At 60.3% G+C, this 19,695-nt stretch carries 22 protein-coding genes; 12 read left to right on the plus strand and 10 right to left on the minus strand.

Translation table 11 applies throughout. The annotated features are described in order from the left end of the window. Window positions 1-52: 52 nt before the first annotated feature. The 3 genes from RVY79_RS04310 to rhtA all read left to right on the plus strand — a co-directional run bounded on the left by RVY79_RS04310 (window position 53) and on the right by rhtA (window position 2,201). Window positions 53-772, plus strand: coding sequence for an aspartate/glutamate racemase family protein (locus RVY79_RS04310; RefSeq protein WP_317462796.1), 720 nt, complete (start codon window positions 53-55; stop codon window positions 770-772). 13 nt (window positions 773-785) lie between these two features. Beyond that, entirely contained in the window at window positions 786-1,136 is a 351-nt protein-coding gene (locus RVY79_RS04315; protein WP_317462797.1) for a DUF427 domain-containing protein, read from the plus strand. 171 nt (window positions 1,137-1,307) lie between these two features. Then, window positions 1,308-2,201 carry a threonine/homoserine exporter RhtA gene (rhtA, locus tag RVY79_RS04320; RefSeq protein ID WP_317462798.1) on the plus strand — a complete coding sequence of 298 codons (894 nt, stop codon included), beginning with the start codon at window positions 1,308-1,310 and terminating at the stop codon, window positions 2,199-2,201. Window positions 2,202-2,252: 51 nt separating this feature from the next. Here rhtA and ampC read toward each other — a convergent pair whose 3' ends face one another. Both ampC and RVY79_RS04330 read right to left on the minus strand, forming a co-directional pair. After that, entirely contained in the window at window positions 2,253-3,419 is a 1,167-nt protein-coding gene (gene ampC, locus RVY79_RS04325) for a class C beta-lactamase (RefSeq protein WP_317462799.1), read from the minus strand. A gap of 73 nt (window positions 3,420-3,492) precedes the next feature. Then, entirely contained in the window at window positions 3,493-4,374 is an 882-nt protein-coding gene (locus RVY79_RS04330) for a DMT family transporter (protein ID WP_317462800.1), read from the minus strand. A gap of 123 nt (window positions 4,375-4,497) precedes the next feature. Between RVY79_RS04330 and RVY79_RS04335 the strand changes: the two genes are divergently transcribed. The 3 genes from RVY79_RS04335 (at window position 4,498) to RVY79_RS04345 (ending at window position 6,836) form a co-directional block, all read left to right on the plus strand. Beyond that, entirely contained in the window at window positions 4,498-5,394 is an 897-nt protein-coding gene (locus RVY79_RS04335) for a LysR substrate-binding domain-containing protein (RefSeq protein ID WP_317462801.1), read from the plus strand. Window positions 5,395-5,541: 147 nt separating this feature from the next. Further along, complete coding sequence (locus tag RVY79_RS04340; RefSeq protein ID WP_317462802.1) at window positions 5,542-6,006, plus strand: NlpC/P60 family protein; 465 nt, start codon at window positions 5,542-5,544, stop codon at window positions 6,004-6,006. Window positions 6,007-6,203: 197 nt separating this feature from the next. Then, entirely contained in the window at window positions 6,204-6,836 is a 633-nt protein-coding gene (locus RVY79_RS04345) for a peroxiredoxin (protein WP_246973606.1), read from the plus strand. 158 nt (window positions 6,837-6,994) lie between these two features. Here the strand turns inward: RVY79_RS04345 and RVY79_RS04350 are convergent, their stop codons facing one another. Continuing rightward, window positions 6,995-7,990, minus strand: coding sequence for an alpha/beta hydrolase (locus RVY79_RS04350; protein ID WP_317462803.1), 996 nt, complete (start codon window positions 7,988-7,990; stop codon window positions 6,995-6,997). A 37-nt stretch (window positions 7,991-8,027) separates the two neighbouring features. Between RVY79_RS04350 and RVY79_RS04355 the strand changes: the two genes are divergently transcribed. Next, window positions 8,028-8,600, plus strand: a complete 573-nt coding sequence (locus RVY79_RS04355; RefSeq protein ID WP_317462804.1) for a CGNR zinc finger domain-containing protein — start codon at window positions 8,028-8,030, stop codon at window positions 8,598-8,600. A gap of 346 nt (window positions 8,601-8,946) precedes the next feature. Here RVY79_RS04355 and RVY79_RS04360 read toward each other — a convergent pair whose 3' ends face one another. Continuing rightward, a complete protein-coding gene (locus tag RVY79_RS04360) occupies window positions 8,947-9,966 on the minus strand; it encodes a histone deacetylase family protein (RefSeq protein WP_317462805.1) in 1,020 nt (339 codons plus the stop codon). Window positions 9,967-10,041: 75 nt separating this feature from the next. After that, window positions 10,042-10,917 carry a DMT family transporter gene (locus tag RVY79_RS04365; RefSeq protein WP_317462806.1) on the minus strand — a complete coding sequence of 292 codons (876 nt, stop codon included), beginning with the start codon at window positions 10,915-10,917 and terminating at the stop codon, window positions 10,042-10,044. A gap of 211 nt (window positions 10,918-11,128) precedes the next feature. Here RVY79_RS04365 and RVY79_RS04370 point away from each other — a divergent pair, with 211 nt between their 5' ends. Continuing rightward, on the plus strand, window positions 11,129-11,713 hold the full coding sequence (locus RVY79_RS04370; RefSeq protein ID WP_317462807.1) for a gamma-glutamylcyclotransferase: 585 nt from the start codon (window positions 11,129-11,131) through the stop codon (window positions 11,711-11,713). Window positions 11,714-11,738: 25 nt separating this feature from the next. On the opposite strand, the gene arfB is transcribed toward RVY79_RS04370, so the two are convergent. Both arfB and RVY79_RS04380 read right to left on the minus strand, forming a co-directional pair. Beyond that, a complete protein-coding gene (gene arfB / locus RVY79_RS04375; protein ID WP_317462808.1) occupies window positions 11,739-12,152 on the minus strand; it encodes an alternative ribosome rescue aminoacyl-tRNA hydrolase ArfB in 414 nt (137 codons plus the stop codon). A 93-nt stretch (window positions 12,153-12,245) separates the two neighbouring features. Beyond that, window positions 12,246-12,419, minus strand: a complete 174-nt coding sequence (locus RVY79_RS04380) for a hypothetical protein (RefSeq protein WP_317462809.1) — start codon at window positions 12,417-12,419, stop codon at window positions 12,246-12,248. Between the two features lie 316 nt (window positions 12,420-12,735). Between RVY79_RS04380 and RVY79_RS04385 the strand changes: the two genes are divergently transcribed. After that, complete coding sequence (locus RVY79_RS04385) at window positions 12,736-13,101, plus strand: hypothetical protein (protein WP_317462810.1); 366 nt, start codon at window positions 12,736-12,738, stop codon at window positions 13,099-13,101. Window positions 13,102-13,112: 11 nt separating this feature from the next. Further along, window positions 13,113-15,155 carry a pyrroloquinoline quinone-dependent dehydrogenase gene (locus RVY79_RS04390; protein WP_317462811.1) on the plus strand — a complete coding sequence of 681 codons (2,043 nt, stop codon included), beginning with the start codon at window positions 13,113-13,115 and terminating at the stop codon, window positions 15,153-15,155. A gap of 136 nt (window positions 15,156-15,291) precedes the next feature. On the opposite strand, the gene RVY79_RS04395 is transcribed toward RVY79_RS04390, so the two are convergent. Further along, the gene (locus tag RVY79_RS04395) at window positions 15,292-15,882 is read right to left on the minus strand and encodes a manganese efflux pump MntP family protein (protein WP_317462812.1); all 591 of its coding nucleotides are present in this window, start codon (window positions 15,880-15,882) and stop codon (window positions 15,292-15,294) included. Between the two features lie 342 nt (window positions 15,883-16,224). Here RVY79_RS04395 and RVY79_RS04400 point away from each other — a divergent pair, with 342 nt between their 5' ends. Next, on the plus strand, window positions 16,225-16,722 hold the full coding sequence (locus RVY79_RS04400) for a TspO/MBR family protein (protein ID WP_317462813.1): 498 nt from the start codon (window positions 16,225-16,227) through the stop codon (window positions 16,720-16,722). A 64-nt stretch (window positions 16,723-16,786) separates the two neighbouring features. Here RVY79_RS04400 and RVY79_RS04405 read toward each other — a convergent pair whose 3' ends face one another. Further along, window positions 16,787-17,377, minus strand: coding sequence for an NAD(P)H-dependent oxidoreductase (locus RVY79_RS04405; RefSeq protein ID WP_317462814.1), 591 nt, complete (start codon window positions 17,375-17,377; stop codon window positions 16,787-16,789). Window positions 17,378-17,673: 296 nt separating this feature from the next. Further along, on the minus strand, window positions 17,674-18,624 hold the full coding sequence (locus RVY79_RS04410) for an AraC family transcriptional regulator (RefSeq protein WP_317462815.1): 951 nt from the start codon (window positions 18,622-18,624) through the stop codon (window positions 17,674-17,676). 180 nt (window positions 18,625-18,804) lie between these two features. On the opposite strand from RVY79_RS04410, the gene RVY79_RS04415 reads away from it, so the two are divergent. Continuing rightward, window positions 18,805-19,638 carry an oxidoreductase gene (locus RVY79_RS04415; RefSeq protein WP_317462816.1) on the plus strand — a complete coding sequence of 278 codons (834 nt, stop codon included), beginning with the start codon at window positions 18,805-18,807 and terminating at the stop codon, window positions 19,636-19,638. The last annotated feature ends 57 nt before the right edge of the window (window positions 19,639-19,695 follow it).

A 19,695-nucleotide genomic window follows, 5' to 3' on the forward strand; every position in this document is an offset into this window, starting at 1 on the left:
ACTCGATGACGCCACGACGTTATGTCTTTCTCCATGCAAGGAGCTTGTCACTATGCACACCATCGGTTTGCTCGGCGGTATGAGTTGGGAGTCCACCGAAAGCTACTATCGCGCGCTGAACGAGGGCGTGAAGCAGGCTCTAGGCGGCCTGCATTCGGCGAAGGTGGCGATGGTGAGCGTAGACTTCGCCGAGATCGAAACCTGGCAGAGCGCAGGTCGCTGGGACGAAGCCGGAGAAGCGCTGGCGGAAGCCGCGCGTCAGATCGAACGCGCCGGGGCGGATTTCCTGCTCATCGCCACGAATACCATGCACAAGGTGGCGCCGCAGGTGGAAGCAGCCATCGACATCCCGCTGCTGCATATTGCCGATGCCACGGCCGAGCGATTGGTCGCCGACGGCATCACGCGGGTCGGGCTGCTCGGCACACGTTTCACCATGGAGCAGGACTTCTACAAGCAACGCCTGACCGAGCGCTTCGGCATCGAGGTCATCGTGCCGGAGGACACCCAGCGCGACCACATCCATCGGGTGATTTTCGAGGAACTGTGCCTCGGGCGCATCGAATCTGCCTCGCGGGAGGCTTTTCTGGACGTGATCGATTCGCTACATGCCCGGGGCGCGCAGGCGGTAATCCTAGGCTGCACCGAAATCGCCATGCTGATCAAGGCAACCGACACCCATGTGCCGCTCTACGACACCACGGCACTGCATGCCGAGGCTGCCGTGAAACGCGCACTCGCTGGATCCCCCTTGTCGGCAGACACTCAATAGCCCGGGAGACCCTATGTCCACGGACACCACGCAAGACCGCATCAGCCTGCACCCCCACACGCGTCGCGTTCGGGTATGGGACGGCGACACACTGCTCGCCGATAGCACGGGCGCCATCGAGCTTCGCGAGCGCGGTTATCCCTCGCGCCAATACCTGCCCGAAAGCGACGTGCACATGGCGTATCTCATCCGCTCCGCCACCGTGACGCACTGCCCCTTTAAGGGGGACGCCACGTACTACAGCACTGACGAGCATCCCGACATCGCCTGGCAATACGCCAACCCGTTGACGGACATGGACACGATTGCCGGCCGGCTGGCATTCGATGACACGGCATTAGATGTACGCGTAGAGACAGCGTAATCTGGGCGCTTTCATTTTGAATGCATGTTCTAGGCGTCTTCGCGACGCCCCGCCTCGAACCGCTCTCGGCTTTTAGTCTTATCGCAATTCTCTCGAATGCCAGCGTTCGGCATGTGGGGGCGGGCCTGGCGCCATCAGGGAAGTATCATGTTCCAGCACAAGGGAGGTGTCATGTCAGTCGCCGTGCGCGAATTCGTGGCCAGAGTGTGGCCAGTGGCCATGCTGATCGTGGCGATGTGCTCGATCCAGACCGGCGCCTCCATCGCCAAGACCCTGTTTCCGATCATTGGCGCCACCGGCACGACCTCGATCCGTTTGATTCTCGCCGCGCTTATACTGCTGATCGTCATGCGCCCCTGGCACCAGCGATTCAGTCGCCGCGCCTGGAAGTCGACGATGGTCTACGGCGTCGCCTTGGGCGTCATGAACCTGCTCTTCTACCAGGCGCTGCAGACCGTGCCGCTGGGTATCGCGGTGGCGTTGGAGTTCACCGGGCCGCTGACGGTGGCGATGCTCTCCTCGCGACGCTGGCTGGACCTCCTGTGGGTGGCATTCGCCGTGCTCGGCCTGGCGTTTCTTCTGCTGCTGGGCGACGACCGCAATGGCCCGATAGACCCTTACGGCGCGGCTTGCGCCCTGGGGGCCGGCGTTTGCTGGGCGCTCTATATCTTGTTCGGACAGAAAGCAGGCTCGGTCAACGGCGCCCAGAGCGCCACGCTGGGCATTACCATCGCGGCGGTGGTGATCGCCCCCGTCGGTCTGATTGACGTCGGTCCAGCGATTTTCGCCCCGGAAGTGCTACCGTTGGCGCTTGCCGTCGCCGTGCTTTCCACGGCCCTGCCCTACACGCTCGAAATGGTGGCGCTGCCGCGCCTGCCGACCCAGACCTTCGGCACCTTGATGAGCCTGGAACCGGCGATCGGCGCGCTCTCCGGTCTGCTGTTCCTGAGCCAGCTCTTGAGCGGCCTGCAATGGCTGGCCATCGGTCTGATCATCGTCGCCTCGATCGGCACCACACTGACGGTGCGTAGGCGCGATACCTTCGAAACGCCGGTACCGGACTGAAGCGCCCAGCCGCTTGAGCGTGGAGACAGAGCCGAACTGTACCCTCATGCCCTACGGTGCGTCGATCACGCCAAGGCCGGAGAGAATGCGGTACGCGGTTTCGACGCGCGCATCGTTGGGATAGTTCTTGTTGGCCAGCATCACCAACCCCGTCTGCTCGCCGGGCAGCATCACGACATAACCGCCGAAACCGTTGGTGGAGCCGGTCTTGTTGACCCAGACATCGTCACGCGGCGCTTGCGGCGGCGCGATGGCCTTGGCCGGGTTGGGGTCGAGGATCATGTCATAGCCGTTGCCGGTCAGCAGCGTATCGAGCGTGACGGGGAGCGGGTACTGCTCCCAAACCAGGTCCTGGGTCATATCACCGACCTGATAATAGCCCCGGCGAGTTGCATCGATGGCCTGCTGGAGCTCGGCGTCAACATCCGCGAGATGCAGATTGGCGCGCACCAGCTTGGCTAGATCGCCGGCGGTCGTCTTGATGCCGTAGGCTTCATCGTCAAGCACGCCGGGGGCCACGCGAATCGGCTGGCCGTCCTTGTTCTCGCCCATGGCGTAATCAGCCATATGATCGTCGGGAACGTCGTACCAGGTGTGCTGCAATCCCAGCGGCTCCAGCACATGAGCGCGCATCGCGGGAACGAATTCACTATCCAGACTCGCCGCCGTTTCCACGCCGAGCAGCCCGATGCCGAGATTGGAGTAGGTGCGGACGTCGCCAATCGGTTCCGGCGGCTGCCAGTCTCGATACCAGGCCATCAGCGATGCGTTATCGGTCACCTCATCCGGCACGAACAGCGGCAGCCCGCCGGTGGTGTGCGTGCCGAGATTGAGGCCGCTGATCCCATCGAAGGCGCTGCCCTCGAGCGCGGGTAGATAGCGACTCACCGGGGCGTCGAGATCGAGCTTACCCTCGACGGCGGCGAGCGATGCCAGCGTGGCGGTGAACGTCTTACTGAGCGAGCCGATCTCGAACAACGTGGCTTCGTCGACCGCTGAGCCGGCCTCGCGCTCGGCGACGCCGTAATGGGCGATCGTCGTGCCTTGCGGCCCGACGAGGGCAACCGCCATGCCGGGGATATGCTGCGCCGCCATCAAGGATTCGACGATGGGATCGAGTACCTCGCGAGCTTGCTCGTCTATCGCACCCTCCTGGGCCACCGCCGCGTTCGCCCCGCTCAACAACACCAGCGTCCCACCCAGCACCCATCCTTTCATTGCGCTTCCCTTCTTGTGTCGATAAGCCAAAACCCTGGACGGGTATCATGCGGCAAAAAAGCGACCGCTGGAACTATCGGAGACGAGGCCTATGAAGACTCTTCATCTGTGTAATAGCCGCGCTTCCCAGTACGCCGATAAAGGCAATGACCAGCGGCACGCTAAAGGCGGCGCGTCCCACCAGGATCAGAAACAAGGAAGAAATGATGGGTACGAAATAGGTCAAGATGCCCAGCAACGTGGAAGAGCTTCGCAGCAGGGCGTAGCCCCAGGTAATAAAGGCCAATCCGTAAGGGCCGACACCGATGAGCGCCGCTACGCCCCAGTCCATGGCGGTCGTGTGTTCGGGGGTGACTTCGAACAGGTAGTGCAGCCCCCAGGAGGCAACGGCGGCGCCAGCAAACAAATATTTGTATTCGACCCAGGACAATGCGGCGCGTCCCCGCAGATAGAGGGAAAACATGATCCAGGAGATACCCGAAGCAATACCTTGGGCATAACCAAGTGTCGAGGTCGGTTCTCCCTGGCCGTTCGAGAGCACCAACGGGATCAGGCCTGAAAAAGCCACGGCCGAGCCCAGCAAGGTACGTGCTCGGAGCCCACGCCCGGCCAGCACGTCCGCTACGAGCATGAAACCCAGCGGCCAGAGATAGGTCACGAGGGTGATCTTCGCCGGATCGCCCTTCCCCAGCGCCGAGAAGTAGAAATACAGCGCCCCCGTCAGGCCGCCGATTCCCATCAACCAGAACTTCCAGTCACGATACGACGTCACCCCGACCGCCGTGCCACCTCGCTGCCCGACGCCTTGCGCCATCAGGGCCGCCGCGCCCATGGCCACGGCGGCCGTCAACATCGGCGGCAGATTGATCAGATCGCGCAATACCGGAAGACTCGCCCAGAGCGTTACCGTCAAGAGTCCTGCCAATAACCCGGCTGATGTACGTGTGTTGGCCATGACCCGCTCCTGTGCGTAACGAATAGACGTTAGTTGTATGCGACGCGAGCAGTCTGGGGCAGGATGAATTATCATGGAAACGAAGACTTACGATATTTCGATCATGATTCGTGATGATACTGAATGGCTAACTTTCGTCCTTTAGATCTGGTGGTGCTCAATACCTTTGTGGCGGTCGTGGATAAGGGAGGATTTACCGCTGCGGCGGATACCTTGCATCTCGCGCAATCGACCGTCAGTGCGCACATGAAGCGCCTGGAAGAAACCTTCGGGCAGCCCTTGTTGCAGCGCAGGCGGAAAGCGTCGATCCCCACGCCGGCTGGGGAGCGCCTGCTCTCTCACGCGCGGCAAATGCTGCGCCAAAACGCGCTCGCCTGGCAGGATGTCAGCGATCAACGGCTGGATGGCGTGGTGCGACTGGGCATTCCCGACGATTACGTGATCTATCTGCCCGAGGCACTGTCCGAGTTCGAGTCCCAGTACCCGGGAGTCGAATTGCAAGTGGACTGCGGGCTCAGCGTGGACCTAGTGCAGAGCGTCCGCGCAGGCAGCCTGGATCTGGCAATCACCACGCGTCAGCCCAAGAGCCCCGGCGGGGAAGTGTTGTGCCAGGAGCCCACGGTGTGGGCCGGCGCTCCAGGGCATGACACCCAACGCCGCACACCACTGCCCCTGGCGGTCTCTACGGACGGGGTCTGCATCTTCAGGGAACGCGCCCTGGCGGCACTCGACGCCGTGGGCCTTCCTTGGCGGATTGCGTATACCAGCGCCAGTCTGTCCGGTCTCACGGCCGCAGTACGCGCGGGGCTCGCCATCACCGTACTCACACCCTCCATGCTGGGCTCGGACCTGAGTATCATCGATAGCGTCGAAGGGCTCCCCGAGCTGCCCATGACCGAAATTGCCCTGCACCGCAGTCCGGGGCGCCCCAAGGAGGCGGCGCGTCAGCTCGCATTGAGCCTGCAAGCCCACATTCAGGCTCGATCAACGGTCGGCCTTAACAAAGCAGCGCCAGCATGAGCCGCCTCTCGCACCCATAGCATCCTTGGCTACACTGCTGGCATTCTTGTCGCTCATCGCATACCGCCTGAAGGAGTCCGCATGGGGCGTTATCCTGCCGCTTATTTAGCAACTATCGAGAGGCTTGCGCCGCGTGTCCGAGCAGCGTTGGCGCTACTTGTATGCCTGTTCGTTCTCGCCGGATGTTCGTCGAGCCAACGCATCGAGACCCAGGATCCAGGCCCCATCGAAGCCCGGAATCTTTCCATCGAGCGTGCCTTGATCCTTGCCAGCGCCAAGCAGGCCCTGGGCACCCCGTATCAATGGGGCGGCACCTCGCTGGAAAACGGCGTCGACTGTTCCGGGCTGGTACAAGTGGCTTATCAAGCGGCGGGCATCGACGTGCCGCGCACCTCCAACCAGCAGTACCAGACGCTCGATCATCGCGAGCAGGCGCGCCCCGGCGACCTGCTGTTCTTCGGCGCAGGGGATCGCGCCACCCACGTGGGGATTTACCTGGGTGACCGTCGAATGATCCATGCGCCCGGTAGCGGCCGCGAGGTGACGGTGTCCTCGCTGGATATCCGCTACTGGCGCAAGCACTACTTGGGCGCGGCCGGCCCAGCGCCGTGAGCGGCAACCATTGTGGTGCGCTTGACCCTTGTGTTGGCCGCCACACGTCACCATGTATTGAAGAGAGAGGGCGCGGGAAGCGCCACGCGAGGGCAAATATCCAAGATGCATTTGCTTAGCGAAATCCATTGTTTCCCATGCCCTGGTTCATGATGCGATGCTCTATGCTTCGCGCCAATCAGTGAAAGGAGGACGCCATGGCACTACAACTCGGCGATATTGCCCCGGATTTCACCCAGGACAGCACCGACGGAACGATCAACTTCCACGAATGGGCAGGTGACAACTGGGTCATTCTGTTCTCGCATCCCAAGGATTTCACCCCAGTATGCACCACCGAGCTCGGTGAAGTGTCACGCCTGAAGCCGGAATTCGAGAAACGCAACGCCAAGGCCATGGGTCTCTCCGTCGACCCGGTGGACGATCACAAGGCATGGGAAGGTGACATCAAGGAAACCCAGGGCCACGGCCTGAATTTCCCGCTGCTGGCGGACGCCGACCGCAAGGTCAGCTCGCTGTATGGGATGATTCATCCCAACGCCAACGACACCTTGACGGTGCGTAGCGTCTTCATCATCGATCCCAACAAGAAGGTACGCCTGACGCTGACCTATCCGGCCAGCACCGGTCGCAACTTCGCGGAAATCCTGCGTGTGCTGGATAGCCTGCAGTTGACCGACAGCCAGAAGGTCGCCACACCGGTGAACTGGACCGAAGGCGACGACTGCATCATCGTACCCTCGGTCGACAACGAGAAGGCCAAGGAACTCTTTCCGCAAGGCTGGGACGAGAAGAAGCCGTATCTGCGCATGGTCAAGCTGCAGAAATGACCCCCTGGCAATGATCCGCCTCGTCAGGCGCCGTCCGGTGCCATGACTAGATTGCCCGTGGCCTGCTGGTCCACGGGCAATCTGTTTCATACGCGCTATTCTGCATGAGAAATCTCCTCCTGCCTGCGTGATGTCATCTCGCGCCGCGCGCAGTGCTTCTAGGCTTTCACGTGAGCATCCAGAAACTCACGAATGACCGGGATGATCACATCGCCATGGGTTTCCAGAGCGAAGTGCCCCGTGTCATAGAAACGAATGTCTGCATTGGGGATATCCCGCTTCCACGCCTCGGCGCCGGGCGGCAGAAAGAACGGATCGTGTTTCCCCCAGACGGAAAGCAGCGGCGGTTGGTACTCACGGAAATAGGCCTGAAATGCCGGATATTGCTCGACATTGGTGGCGTAATCCAGCAATAGGTCGAGCTGGATATCCGCCATGCCTGGCCGCGAGATATGGGCGCCCTCCAGCGTATAGGCATCCGGTGCCACAACGCTCGTATCGCTGACCCCTTCCACGTATTGCCACTTGATGGACGCCGGTGTCGGGAAGTCGCTGAGCGCTTGCCGATTTTCCGTCGTCGGATCGTTCCAGTATTTCCGGATGGGCTCCCAACCTGCGGAAAGGCCCTCCTCATACGCATTGCCGTTTTGCGAAATGATCGCCGTGATTCTTGACGGGTGGGCGAGAGCCAAGCGCCAGCCTACCGGTGCGCCATAATCGTGAACCGCAATCGCATAGCGGGTGAGCTTCAACTGGTCGGTGAATCGATCGATCGTTTTCGCCAGGTTGGCAAAGGTGTAATCGTACTGGCCACGCTCTGGCGCCTCCGTGTAACCAAATGCAGGCAGGTCCGGTGCGATTACGTGATAGCCGTCCGCGAGCGCTTCGATCACATCGCGCCACATGTACGACGAGGCCGCGAACCCGTGCAGCAACAGCACCGACGGTGCGGCTGGATCTCCCGCTTCCCGATAGAACACGTTGACGTCGCCCACCTGCTCGACGCGGTAATGGACCTGCGGTACTGCCGATGATCGGCCATCAGGAGCATGGCTGCCACGTGATGAAGAGCTGGCGCTGGGCAGGTTTTCAGTCGTCATGATCGACCCCTTAGTAACCATCAATTTATGAATTTGAAGGTTATACAGCTCCATAGTAACCTGTCAAATTAAATTTAAGAGGTTACCAAGTATGAGCTTAGGCATTACGCCACCGTTGATCGCAGGCAACCTCGCGCTCGATTTCATCAACACGCAATTTGGCGTCGGGTCCGATCGGCACGAATGTCTGAATGACGACCACAGTGTCGTTGAGTGGCTTCGTCAGGCGGGTGCGTTGAATGAAACGCTCGAGGCCCCGCCCACCGGGCTGGTGGAACTGGCTCGGGCATTGCGTGAAGACATGCGGAAACTGATCGTCTCAGCTAGGGAGGGGCGAGGCGTGGATCCCGCCATCGTCAACCAGGTACTGGAGCGCGGCCGTCCCATCGAGAGGCTCGAATGGGTGCCAGCGAACGCCGTATTCCACAGACAGACGTACCGATGCGACCTGACGAGCGAGAGCCTGTTGCAGCCGGTAGCGCAGGCATTGGCCGAGCTGCTGACAGAAGAGGACTTGCAACTGGTGAAAGAGTGCCAGGCCTCCGACTGCGTATTGCTATTCCACGATCAAACGAAGTCTCATCGGCGGCGATGGTGCAGCATGGCGTCATGCGGCAACCGAATGAAGGCGGCCGCGCATCGGGCCAGAAAAAGCGCGACGTAACTCATAGTCGACGGCCCGTGGCCCCTAAACCACGGGCGATCGTCGTTTGGCCGCCACGCGCCGCGCCGTGCGAATCACACGCACCAAGCACGCTGCTCGATAAGCAACGAATAATAGCAGGATAGCTATCTTGAACGTGACCTTGATGCGCATCGTCGTACCCGGCTCGGCGTCTCGTGGGGAAGGAGTACGACGAGTTAATCAGAGGAATGTTAAGGAATGATGTTAGCGCCGAGGTAGGCGACTGCACCCAATATCGACATCCCGCAGATAGACTTGAGCGTGAGCACCTCCTTTTTATAAAAAATACCTTATTCAGGGTCTATCGATAAAATCGACCCTCTAATCAGCCTTGGGTCAGCCCCTCAAAAAAGCTCACGGCGTTCGCTTCCAACCCCTCGAGATAATAGCCGCCCTCCTGCACCACCAACGTTGGCAGGCCGAGGTCGGCCACCACGCATCCCAACCTGCCAAACCCTGGCGTAGAGACCGCCACCTTGGCCTGCGGGTCCTGCTCATGAATGTCGAAACCCAGCGCCAGTACTAGCGCGTCCGGTTCGAATAACCGAATGGTCTGACAAGCTTCGTCCAGACGTTCGAAGAAAACCGTCTCCGGGGAGCCGTGCGGCATCGGCAGGTTGAGGTTGTAGCCTTCTCCCGCGCCGTATCCGCGTTCGTCTTCGAACCCCGTCACCGCCGGATAGAAGTTGGTGGTGTCGCCATGGATCGAGATGTACATCACGTCATCTCGGTCATAGAAGATTTCCTGCACCCCTTGGCCGTGGTGCATGTCGGTATCCAGCACCACGACACGCGGATAACGCGCCGTCAAACGCTGCGCGGCGATGGCGGTGTTATTTAGAAAGCAGAAACCGCCGGCGGCATCGGCGCGGGCGTGGTGCCCCGGCGGCCGCGACAGTGCATAGGCCCAGCGCTCCCCGTGATTGATCGCATCGGCCGCGGCAATCGCGCTTTGCGCCGACCAATACGCGGAATCCCAGGTCGCTTCCCCTATCGGCGCACTACCATCCGCCAGGTAACGCCCCGCCTCGGCCAGCACACCGCGCAAGGCATTGGGCGAGCGTACGAAGACATTGGACATGACCTCATCGCCCCAGTCGTCCCCCAGCGCGGTCCAGCGCCGATGGGCGCTTTCCAGAAAGCGCAGATACGGTAGATGATGCACGGCGCGAATCGCCGCCAGGCCGCTGTCAGGCGGCGTGCGCACCTCGAACCCCAGCCGCTGAACGGCGCCCAGCAACCCCTCGAGGCGCGCTGGGATCTCCTGGGGTTCGCGCAGCTTGCCGCGCGAAAAGTAGAGCCGAGGATGATGGCGCCGCTGCGCGGCGTGAAAGAAGGTCTTCATGATCGTGCCTCCTCCGGATCGGTCTCGATAACGCTGCAAGATACGCGCCGAGAATCACCGAAACCTCTTCGACATTTATGTCGTGGGGCGCGCCTTGATGGCCACCTGCCGTTCATACAAGGCAATGGCGACGCCGCTACCGATGATCACCAGCGCGCCGATGAAGACCCAGATATCCGGCACTTCATCCCACAACCACCAGCCCAGCAACACGGCCCAGACCATGGCGGTGTAATCGAACGGCGCCGCCAGCGCCGCTGGAGCGTAACGAAACGCCAGCGTGATGCACGACACCGCACCGACGCCGAAAATGCCGGAGCCGATGAAGCCCAGCCACGCCATGCCCTCGGGCATTCGCCAGACGCTGGGCAATAGCATCGCGCTGACGATCAGCGGCACCAAGGTAGCGTAGAAGACCATCGCCCACAGGCTTTCCTTACCGCCGTAACGCCGCGCAGTGATCATCATCAGCGCATAGCACACCGCCGCGCCGACGACGATCAGCGCACCCCACTGAAAGCCCGCCGCACCAGGACGCACCACGACCAGAACACCAGCAAAACCCACCAGCGAGGCGATGAACGGCAAACGCTCGACACGCTCCTTGAGCAGCGGCCCGGACAACAGCGTCACGAACAACGGCGCGGCGAAAGCGATAGCAGTGGTTTCCGCCAGTGGCAGTAGAGTCAGGCCGGTGACGAAGCAGAACATCGTCCCGGCAAAGATCAAGCCGCGCAGGAGATGCACCCCCGGGCGCCGAGTCTTGAGCTTTTGCCAGCCACCGTTGAAGCGTGCCAACAGCGCAATCAGCGGCAACGAGATCAAGGTGCGGAAGAAGATGATCTGAATCGGGTCGTACGTGGCGCCCAGCCACTTGGAAATCGCATCGCCCAACGCGAGGCACAACACCCCGGCGCACATGATCAAGATTCCCAGCAGTGACGGCGACATACCCACCTCCATGAAGAAAGACCACGCGGCGCCTATCGCAATGCACCCCGCTACGTGTAATGGAAACGGCCCGAAGAATCGGCCCTTGAGCATAGCCGAATCTAATACGCACCGCGATGGTGCAAGGAGAAGATAGGCCACAAATCGACGCCAAAACGTGCATAATCGGGGCTAGATTCCCGTTTATTCACTCGACGTACGCAAGAGAGTCATGACGCTCGATACCACCGCGATCAACCAACAAATGACGCACTTCAACGACCATGAGGCGATTTGGCTGTTCGGCTACGGCTCGTTGATCTGGAAGGCGGATTTCTCGTTTCTGGAGAGCCGGCCTGCACATATCATCGGTTGGGAAAGACGTTTCTGGCAGGGCTCGCACGACCATCGCGGCACGCCACAAGCGCCGGGGCGCGTCGCCACACTGACCGAGCGTCCCGGTGCGGTTTGCCACGGCATGGCCTACCGCATCACTCAGGACGTGCTCGGCCCGCTGGACGTGCGCGAGAAAAATGGCTACCTGCGGGTGGTCACGCCGCTGCACTTCGACGATGTCGAGGGCGAAGAAAATGTCGAGGGCTTGGTCTATCTCGCCGGCGAGGACAACGCCGCCTTTCTGGGGCCGGCGCCGGACACCGCCATCGCCCGGCAGATCGCCGAGTCCCACGGCCCCAGCGGCCCCAATCGCGATTACCTGCTCAACTTGGCCCAGGCGCTGCGCGAAATGGGCCACGACGACCCGCATATCTTCGCCCTGGAGCGTGAACTGCTCGCGCTCCCACGTCAGCTAGCGTAAAGCGGCCCGCCAACCGCCGGCGGAGTTACGTCTCTACCTTGCCACGCAAGGCCTTGGTCTTGCCCTTGCGGGTTTTCTTGTCGACGCGGCGGCGCTTCGCGCCCTTGGAAGGCTGGGTGGGCCGGCGTGCCTTGTGCTGCTTCACCGCCTCCTGAATCAACGCCTTGAGACGCGCCAGCGCCTCTTCCTTGTTGGCTTCCAGCGTGCGATGACGCTGTGCCTTGATGATGATCACGCCATCCTTGTTGATACGCTGGTCAGACAGCGCCATCAACCGTTCCTTGTAGAATGGCGGCAATGACGAGTGGGGAATATCGAAGCGTAGATGCACCGCCGAGGCGACCTTGTTGACGTTCTGACCGCCGGCCCCCTGCGCGCGGATTTGGCTAATGTCGATTTCCCAATCGGCGAGCGTCACCGTGTTGGAGATCGTCAGCATGGTATGCCCCTCGTGCATGACGCGCCGAGCACGACACGTGAATGGTGCGCGATAGGCTACACCATTGCCGGTATCATGGGACCCCGGCGCGGTTTACAGGGACTCGTCATCCTGACGTTGCTTGGCGTTCAGGGTGGAAACCTTCGCCGTGTCGTTATGAACACTAACGTTTTGATTAGCTTCGCTTTCCGCTACCAGGGAGAACGGTAGCAATGCGGAGACGACGATGGTTGCCAACATCGAGAACAGCTTATTGAGCGCTTTCATGACCACTCCTAGGTTGTGGTGATGCGGCGTTTTGTCGCATTACACGATTAGCATGCTAAAAGAATTTGCCGACGTCAAGCCCGCTGTGCTCACCGCCATTTTTTGCCACACTCATATAGCATGCGGCGATCATATCGTTAGCCGATAAACTATTTTGGTGCCGAAACCACCATTGTCCTGAATTTTTTACTAAAATACCTCCGTGGACTACTACTAAAGGCGTAGCCCGCAGCTCAGCCGTTGCGCTCACGTCCGTGAGCCCGGCGGAGTAAGAGCTAAGTGATCATTCCTGTCCCACCAAGGAGACAACAACGCCATGCCACAATCTCGTTCGCAAAGATTGGGCGCCATTGTGCTGCTGGTGGCTTCGCTCGTCGGAGTTGCCATCGCACTCTATGCCTATTTCACCCCGCTGACCGGGGTCAATGGCACACTTGGCGCGCTTGTCGCCATTCTGGCCAACATCGCCCTGGCCGTCATGGCGCTCATCTTGCCCGCACTGAAAGGGAACGCCACGCGTAACGTGTGGCGCGTGCTGATTCTGCTGGGCCTTGCCGGTACCTTCTTCGCGGCACTCCTCCTGCACCAAGGGTGGATCTGCGTGGCCATGGTGGTCGGCCTGATCGGGCTGATTCTCGATATGGTCCTCGCGAACCGCGCCACCCACCCCGCCCAACCATAAGGAGCCGCCCCATGCCGACATTGAGAACCACCGCGCAACGCCTCGGCACGGCCACGGCGCTAGCGCTTTTCCTGACGCCACTGCCGCTTTTGGCGCAGGATCAGAGCGCCGACCAGAACGCCTCGAGCACGCAAGAGAACGCATCGTCGCAAGCGCCATCCCAACAAGATGCGTCCGAATCGATACCGCTGGTCCCCGGCACGCCGACCTGGGATAGCTTCCACGGTCAGCTCAACGCTCAAAAGTACAGTCCTCTCGACCAAATCAATGCCGACAACGTCGGTAACCTGAAGAAGGCCTGGGAAGTTCACACCGGCGATGTCTCCGATGGCTCGGGCGAGCTACCACCCACCGTGTGGTCCGCAACACCGGTCTTCGCCAACGACACGCTTTACATCGGCACGCCGTTCTACCGGATCCTGGCGTTGGACCCCGCCACCGGCGAGCAGAAATGGAGTTTTGATACTAACTCCAAGCTCGAGGCGCTGACTCAGCCCGCGCTCAAAAGCCGCGGCGTTGCGTACTGGGAGGCGGAAAACCCGGTTGAAGGCAAATCCTGCCAGAAGATCGTCTACTTGGGCACCATGGACGCACAGCTCTTCGCCGTTGATGCCAATACCGGCAAAAAGTGCAGCAACTTCGCCAATAATGGCGTGCTCAACGTCAACCAGTGGAACGACACCAACGACAAATGGCCGCTGTCGGTATTGCAGCCGCCGACCGTCGTCGGCGATCACCTGATCCTCGGCTGGGCTGGTAATGACTGGGCCTTCGAGCAAGCGCCTCCCGGCACGGTGTTCTCCATCAACGCCCGTACCGGCGAGCGCGAATGGACCTTCCACGCCCTGCCCAAGGATATGCGTGAGCAAAGCGGCACCGCCAACGTGTGGACGCACATGTCCGCCGACGAGGAAAACGGTCTCGTGTATCTGCCGGTCTCCTCGCCGTCACCCAACTATTGGGGCGGTAACCGTACCGAGAAAGCGCCCATGGCGACATCGACCACCGCGCTTGACGTCGATACCGGCGAAGTCGTCTGGTCGCGCCAGTGGGTTCACCATGATGTCTGGGACTACGACATCAACTCCGCCCCCACGCTGATGGACATCACCGTGGATGGCGAAAAGATCCCGGCACTCGTGCAGGCCACCAAGCAAGGCTTCTTGTTCGTGGTCAACCGACTGACCGGCGAAGACGTCTGGCCAATCGAAGAACGCCCGGTCCCGCAGGGCGACGGCTCCGTCAAGGGCGAGAAGCTGGCAGCCACTCAGCCGTTCCCGACCAAGCCCGCACCTCTGCTCGATCAATCCGAGAAGCCGGAGATTTGGGGGCTCGCCGATGCCGTGAGCTTCGGCCAGTGCTCAGCGCTATGGGATAAGCTGACGTACGAAGGCATGTATACGCCGCCCACCACTAAAGGCGAAGGTACCCTGGCCTACCCTGATAGCGCCGGTGGCGTGCAATGGGGCGGTGTCGCCTATGACCCGCAGAGCCAGACAGCCATCGTCAACACCTCGCACATCGTGCAGTACGTGAAGCTCTATGGACGTGAGGCCTACGAGAAGGCTGACAGCGGCTCCGGCAACGAAGTGGGCTTCTCGCCACAGAAAGGCGCCCCTTACGGCATGCGTCTCAAGGTGGCGCGCAACTGGCTGGGCATGCCGTGCTGGAAGCCACCCTTCGGCGAACTCGTCGCCCTCGACATGCATACGGGTGACGTGAAATGGCGACGCCCACTCGGCGCTTCGCAGCAGTACGGCTTCTTCATGCCCGAAAGTTGGGGCTCGCCCACCATCGGTGGCCCGGCAGTGACGGCCGGCGGTGTGATCTTCATCGGTGCTTCGATGGACGCCAAGCTGCGCGCCTATTCGCTTGAGACGGGTGAAGAGCTGTGGGAGGACCAGGCAGAAGCCCCCGCCGTCGCCAACCCCGCCGTCTACGAGTATGAAGGCCGCGAATATGTCGTCTTCATTGCCGGCGGTAACTCGATCCTCAAGGACCAAGTCGGGGATCAGGTCGTCGCCTACGCGCTGCCGAAAGACGATAGCGAGTAACGTCTAACGGCCAGCCGTCGATAAGCGGCAGAAAGCATAAAGAAGCAGAGAAGAAAGCAGACGGGGTGGGGCCATGGGCCCACCCCGTTTATTGTATTGCGGCTTTGCAGTGGTTGGCCGGCAGGCTATGGCGCGTTCACGCCGGGGTTACGATGGCCAAGTGTTCATAGAGCACGGCAAAACCGATAGCGATGAGGATCAGCCCTCCCAGTACCTCCGCCCCCTTGCCCACGACAGTGCCGATGGCACGCCCAAGCAGCGTACCCAAAGTGACCATCAAGGTCGTCGCCAGACCGATGGCCAGGGATGCCACGACGATATTGATATCCGTCAGCGCCAGCGTAATTCCCACGGCCATAGCATCGATGCTGGTGGCCAAGGCCGTGAAGGCGATCAGCCATATGGACTTGCCTTCATGCTGAGCTCCGGCGACTTTTATCGCCTCGTTACCGCCCTTCTTGAATCCTTCCCAGATCATGTGTCCGCCTAGCAACGCCAGCATGACAAAGGCAATCCAGTGGTCGATGCCGGAGACGAAACGCATCGCGACGTGGCCGAGCGCCCATCCCACCAGCGGCATAATCGCCTCCACCACGCCAAATACAATGCCTATGCGTAGCGCGCTGATGAAGCGTACCTTGCTCAACTCGGCGCCCCGACCAACGGAAGCGGCGAAGGCATCGGTCGACATGGCGAATGCCAGCAAAATCAACGATGCAGGATTCATGTGATCTCCAAAATGCACAACTGGCGATGCTGAGGGCGCATCCTCACTCCCAAAAACCTGATTATTTTTGTCAACTTTTAATACAGCCTATACCCGACACCCCTGTATAACAATAACTACCTGAAAATAAAGCAAAAATTAACCAAGATTGATCAGTATCGTGGCGGTTAACACTCTGAGAGCATGCTTCGAATGAATAACCAGGGTTTAACAATTCCTTGCGATTCATAGGGAAAGACAAACGCGCTGCGACGTTTCAGCGCGCTCGCTGAAAAACGCTTGGCATATCATCGTCATATCGCACACGCTGAGAGACGTTTCGACGGGCAAAGGGATAGCGCCATGCATACGTTTTCGACTCGACACCAGGCCCTCGGCCTGATCGGCTGGCTGGTGGTCAGCTTCATTACCGCCGGGATCGGCGCCATCGCCTCAGTGGATGCCACGCAGTTCTACGCCGAACTCACACAGCCCAGTTGGGCGCCACCCGCCGGCGTCTTCGGCCCGGTGTGGACGACGCTCTTTGCCTTGATGGGGATCGCCGCTTGGCTGGTCTGGCGGGAAGGTGGCTGGAATCGGCACCAGGGTGTGCTGGCACTGTTCATCGTTCACCTCGCCGTCAACGCATTGTGGAGCTGGCTGTTCTTCGTCTGGCACCAGGGAGTACTGGCTTTCGTCGAGGTTATCCTGCTATGGGGCATGATCCTCGCCACCCTCATCGCCTTCTGGCGCGTGCGACCGCTGGCCGGACTGCTGTTGGTGCCTTATCTGGCATGGGTGTCGCTGGCCACGGCGCTGACCTACACCGTCTGGCAGCTAAACCCACAGCTGTTGGGGTGACGCCAGCTCTCGGCAGGAAAGCGCCTTACTTAAAAGCCGGCTGACACCGGTTTGGCCGGATGACCTAGAAGGGTGGGACTCGGTGTTCGCGCTGACGTTTACTCGCCTCGACCCACCATGTCAGGTCATCCGCAAATCGGCCAAACGCACGTTCGAAGGACTTTCCGGCCTCACCGACGGGCATGCCGTTCTCATCCAACGTATTGGCAATCTGGCCGACCGCAACCGTGCTGGAAATGACCACCATCCCCATCTCGGCCAACGTGCCGTGCCAGGCCAGATTGGCGTGAGCACCGCCGAGACGACCGGCCGAGTAGCTGACGATACCGGCCGGGCGCCAGAACCACTCTTCCAGAAAGTGATCGGTCAGGTTCTTCAGCCCCGGCTGCATGCCCCAGTTGTATTCGCCGGTGACGAAGACGCAACCATCGGCCGTACGAATCTTGACCGCCAGTTCCTCCATCGGTGCTGGCGCCTCACCCTCGGGGTACTCCTTGTACATGCGATCCAGCATCGGCAAATCGACGGCCTTGGCATCGACCAGTTCGGCCTCGGCGCCGCGCTTCTTCAACGTATTGACGACATAGTCGGCGAGCCGAATGCCGGCGCGGTCGGACCGGTAGGAACCGTAGAGAACCAGAATACGATCGGCCATGAAAAAGCACCTCGAACGCGAAGAGTGATTGGGCAAGCAAGTCTCTTCAGAGTAGCGCCGTCGAGGGAAAGCCACCACGCCGCTACGCATCCCAGCGGCGCTGGTTGTTTCACAAATCATTGATACAGCATTAGATTAATGCAGCGTTAGATATATTAAGCGCGGGGAAGTTAATGACTAGGGCGGGCGCAATTATCCAATATCAGCGCGCGACCTCACACCCATTATGTTTTTCTGGAGGCAATGAGTGTTGGGGAGCTCGGGCGACAGTTGCGAGTGACGCTACTTTTTCAGTCTCAATGAGAAGACACGTAGATCGACGGCGACGTCGGCGGTGGCAACTCGAAAGACGAGCGCATCCAGGCAACTTCCGCTCGGGGCGAGCGCGCGAAGAGCCTTTTGAACTCCCGGCTGAATTGAGACGAACTTTCATACCCCACATTCGTTGAGGCCGTAGCAGCCGTCATGCCGTTCCGGAACATCAGGAGGCGTGCCTGATGCAGCCGGACGGCCTTCACATACTGCATTGGCGATGTCTGGGTCACCTGCCTGAAATGCGCGTGGAAGCTAGGCACACTCATGTTGGCTTCATCGGCTAACTGGTGGACGTCTAGAGCCGTCGCATAGTCCGTGTGAATGCGACGGATAGCACGTGAGATAAGTCCGAAATTCCCCTCCATATCCAGTGCGGCCCGCATGGCCCCGCCCTGAGCCCCGGTAAGTACTCGGAAATAGATCTCGCGCACCATAGCCGGCCCGAGAATCCGGCCATCATCGGGCGAGGCCATGATCTCGAGAAATCGCGCCACAGTGTCGCTCAGGGCCGGCTCCATCACCGATGACAGCATCCCGCAGGGTGGCGCAGACGCCGGTATCCCCCCTTCTTCCAGCTCGAGTAGTAAGTCAGCCGCCAGCGGTATATCGAGATGCAGATAAATCGCTAGCAGCGGATTCTCGGCACTGGCATCGGTCTCCATCGTGAACGGAACGGGAACCGAGACGGCCAGGTAATGCTGAGCATCGTAGACGTAGGTTCGGTTGCCCCAGTAACCCCGTTTCCGCCCCTGACACACGATGACGATGCCTGGATCGTACAGCACGGGGGTTCTAGCCAGGGGGCGGTTAGATCGCAGGAATCGCACGTCCGGCAATGCCGTCAGGTTGTAGCCTTCCCGAGGTGCCATCTGGTCCAGCAAAGTCACCATGCGTCGTTCACGCTGGCTGTTATCGATGGATTCAGTGCTCATGACATTGGGGTCTGATAATTTTGTGCCTTCATTCTGCGTGATTCGTGCCTATAAACAATCCTACTCATAGCAATAGGCAATAAACTCAGAAGATCTCGCGTTCGATTCCGGGATCAGGCGCCCTAGGATGAGGTCGTCTCCCTGACGGGGGACATCGACCCCCAGACACAGAGCAATGTCATGAACCAGACCAAGACGATCCTCATCACTGGCGTCAGCAGCGGATTCGGCCAGGCCCTGGCGGAGACAGCATTAGCCGCCGGCCACAAAGTCATCGGTACCGTTCGGCAAGCCAGCGCAGCACGCGCGTTCGAGACCCACGCTTCCGGCAATGCCTACGCACGCCAACTCGACCTGACAGATACATCGGCCATCGCCAACGTCGTCGAAGACATTGAAACCGCCCTCGGCCCCGTTGACGTGCTGGTCAATAACGCCGGCTACGGCCACGAAGGCATCCTGGAAGAATCACCCACCGATGAGATGCGCCGGCAGTTCGAAGTGAACGTCTTCGGCGCGGTCGAAATGATCCAGGCGCTGTTACCGTTCTTTCGGAAACGTCGTGCCGGGCACATCATCAATATCACGTCGATGGGCGGCTTCATCACGATGCCCGGCATCGCCTACTACTGTGGCAGCAAGTTCGCGCTGGAGGGCATCTCCGACACCCTGAGCAAAGAGTTAGCACCGTTCAATATCCACGTCACCGCCGTCGCACCGGGCTCATTCCGGACCGATTGGGCAGGCCGCTCCATGCGCCGCTCCCCCCGGCAGATTGCCGACTACGATGCGCTATTCGACCCTGTCCGGCAGGCCCGTCTGGAAAAAAGTGGTCAGCAACTCGGAGATCCAGAGAAGGCGGCAGAAGCCATGCTGGAGATTATCGAGTGTGATACACCGCCTGCTCACCTGCTGCTCGGAAGTGACGCGCTCAAGTTGGTACGGGGGCGTTTATCCGAAATGTCGCAGCAAATGGACACCTGGGAGTCTCTGACTATTTCGACAGACGGTTAATCCTAGATGGGAGCTGCATTGCCAAGGCAAGGCCAATTCTGTAGCGGTCGGATTGGC

The organism is Chromohalobacter sp. HP20-39 (genome assembly GCF_033052815.1).
Lineage (GTDB): Bacteria > Pseudomonadota > Gammaproteobacteria > Pseudomonadales > Halomonadaceae > Chromohalobacter.

Coding starts and splice junctions, on each gene's coding strand:
- RVY79_RS04390 (WP_317462811.1), top strand. CDS start 13,113: ATGCCGACATTGAGAACCACCGCGCAACGCCTCGGCACGGCCACGGCG.
- ampC (WP_317462799.1), bottom strand. CDS start 3,419: ATGAAAGGATGGGTGCTGGGTGGGACGCTGGTGTTGTTGAGCGGGGCG.
- RVY79_RS04400 (WP_317462813.1), top strand. CDS start 16,225: ATGCATACGTTTTCGACTCGACACCAGGCCCTCGGCCTGATCGGCTGG.
- RVY79_RS04380 (WP_317462809.1), bottom strand. CDS start 12,419: ATGAAAGCGCTCAATAAGCTGTTCTCGATGTTGGCAACCATCGTCGTC.
- RVY79_RS04355 (WP_317462804.1), top strand. CDS start 8,028: ATGAGCTTAGGCATTACGCCACCGTTGATCGCAGGCAACCTCGCGCTC.
- RVY79_RS04370 (WP_317462807.1), top strand. CDS start 11,129: ATGACGCTCGATACCACCGCGATCAACCAACAAATGACGCACTTCAAC.
- arfB (WP_317462808.1), bottom strand. CDS start 12,152: ATGCTGACGATCTCCAACACGGTGACGCTCGCCGATTGGGAAATCGAC.
- RVY79_RS04415 (WP_317462816.1), top strand. CDS start 18,805: ATGAACCAGACCAAGACGATCCTCATCACTGGCGTCAGCAGCGGATTC.
- RVY79_RS04335 (WP_317462801.1), top strand. CDS start 4,498: ATGGCTAACTTTCGTCCTTTAGATCTGGTGGTGCTCAATACCTTTGTG.
- RVY79_RS04350 (WP_317462803.1), bottom strand. CDS start 7,990: ATGGAGCTGTATAACCTTCAAATTCATAAATTGATGGTTACTAAGGGG.
- RVY79_RS04405 (WP_317462814.1), bottom strand. CDS start 17,377: ATGGCCGATCGTATTCTGGTTCTCTACGGTTCCTACCGGTCCGACCGC.
- RVY79_RS04365 (WP_317462806.1), bottom strand. CDS start 10,917: ATGTCGCCGTCACTGCTGGGAATCTTGATCATGTGCGCCGGGGTGTTG.
- rhtA (WP_317462798.1), top strand. CDS start 1,308: ATGTCAGTCGCCGTGCGCGAATTCGTGGCCAGAGTGTGGCCAGTGGCC.
- RVY79_RS04310 (WP_317462796.1), top strand. CDS start 53: ATGCACACCATCGGTTTGCTCGGCGGTATGAGTTGGGAGTCCACCGAA.
- RVY79_RS04360 (WP_317462805.1), bottom strand. CDS start 9,966: ATGAAGACCTTCTTTCACGCCGCGCAGCGGCGCCATCATCCTCGGCTC.
- RVY79_RS04330 (WP_317462800.1), bottom strand. CDS start 4,374: ATGGCCAACACACGTACATCAGCCGGGTTATTGGCAGGACTCTTGACG.
- RVY79_RS04410 (WP_317462815.1), bottom strand. CDS start 18,624: ATGAGCACTGAATCCATCGATAACAGCCAGCGTGAACGACGCATGGTG.
- RVY79_RS04345 (WP_246973606.1), top strand. CDS start 6,204: ATGGCACTACAACTCGGCGATATTGCCCCGGATTTCACCCAGGACAGC.
- RVY79_RS04395 (WP_317462812.1), bottom strand. CDS start 15,882: ATGAATCCTGCATCGTTGATTTTGCTGGCATTCGCCATGTCGACCGAT.
- RVY79_RS04385 (WP_317462810.1), top strand. CDS start 12,736: ATGCCACAATCTCGTTCGCAAAGATTGGGCGCCATTGTGCTGCTGGTG.
- RVY79_RS04315 (WP_317462797.1), top strand. CDS start 786: ATGTCCACGGACACCACGCAAGACCGCATCAGCCTGCACCCCCACACG.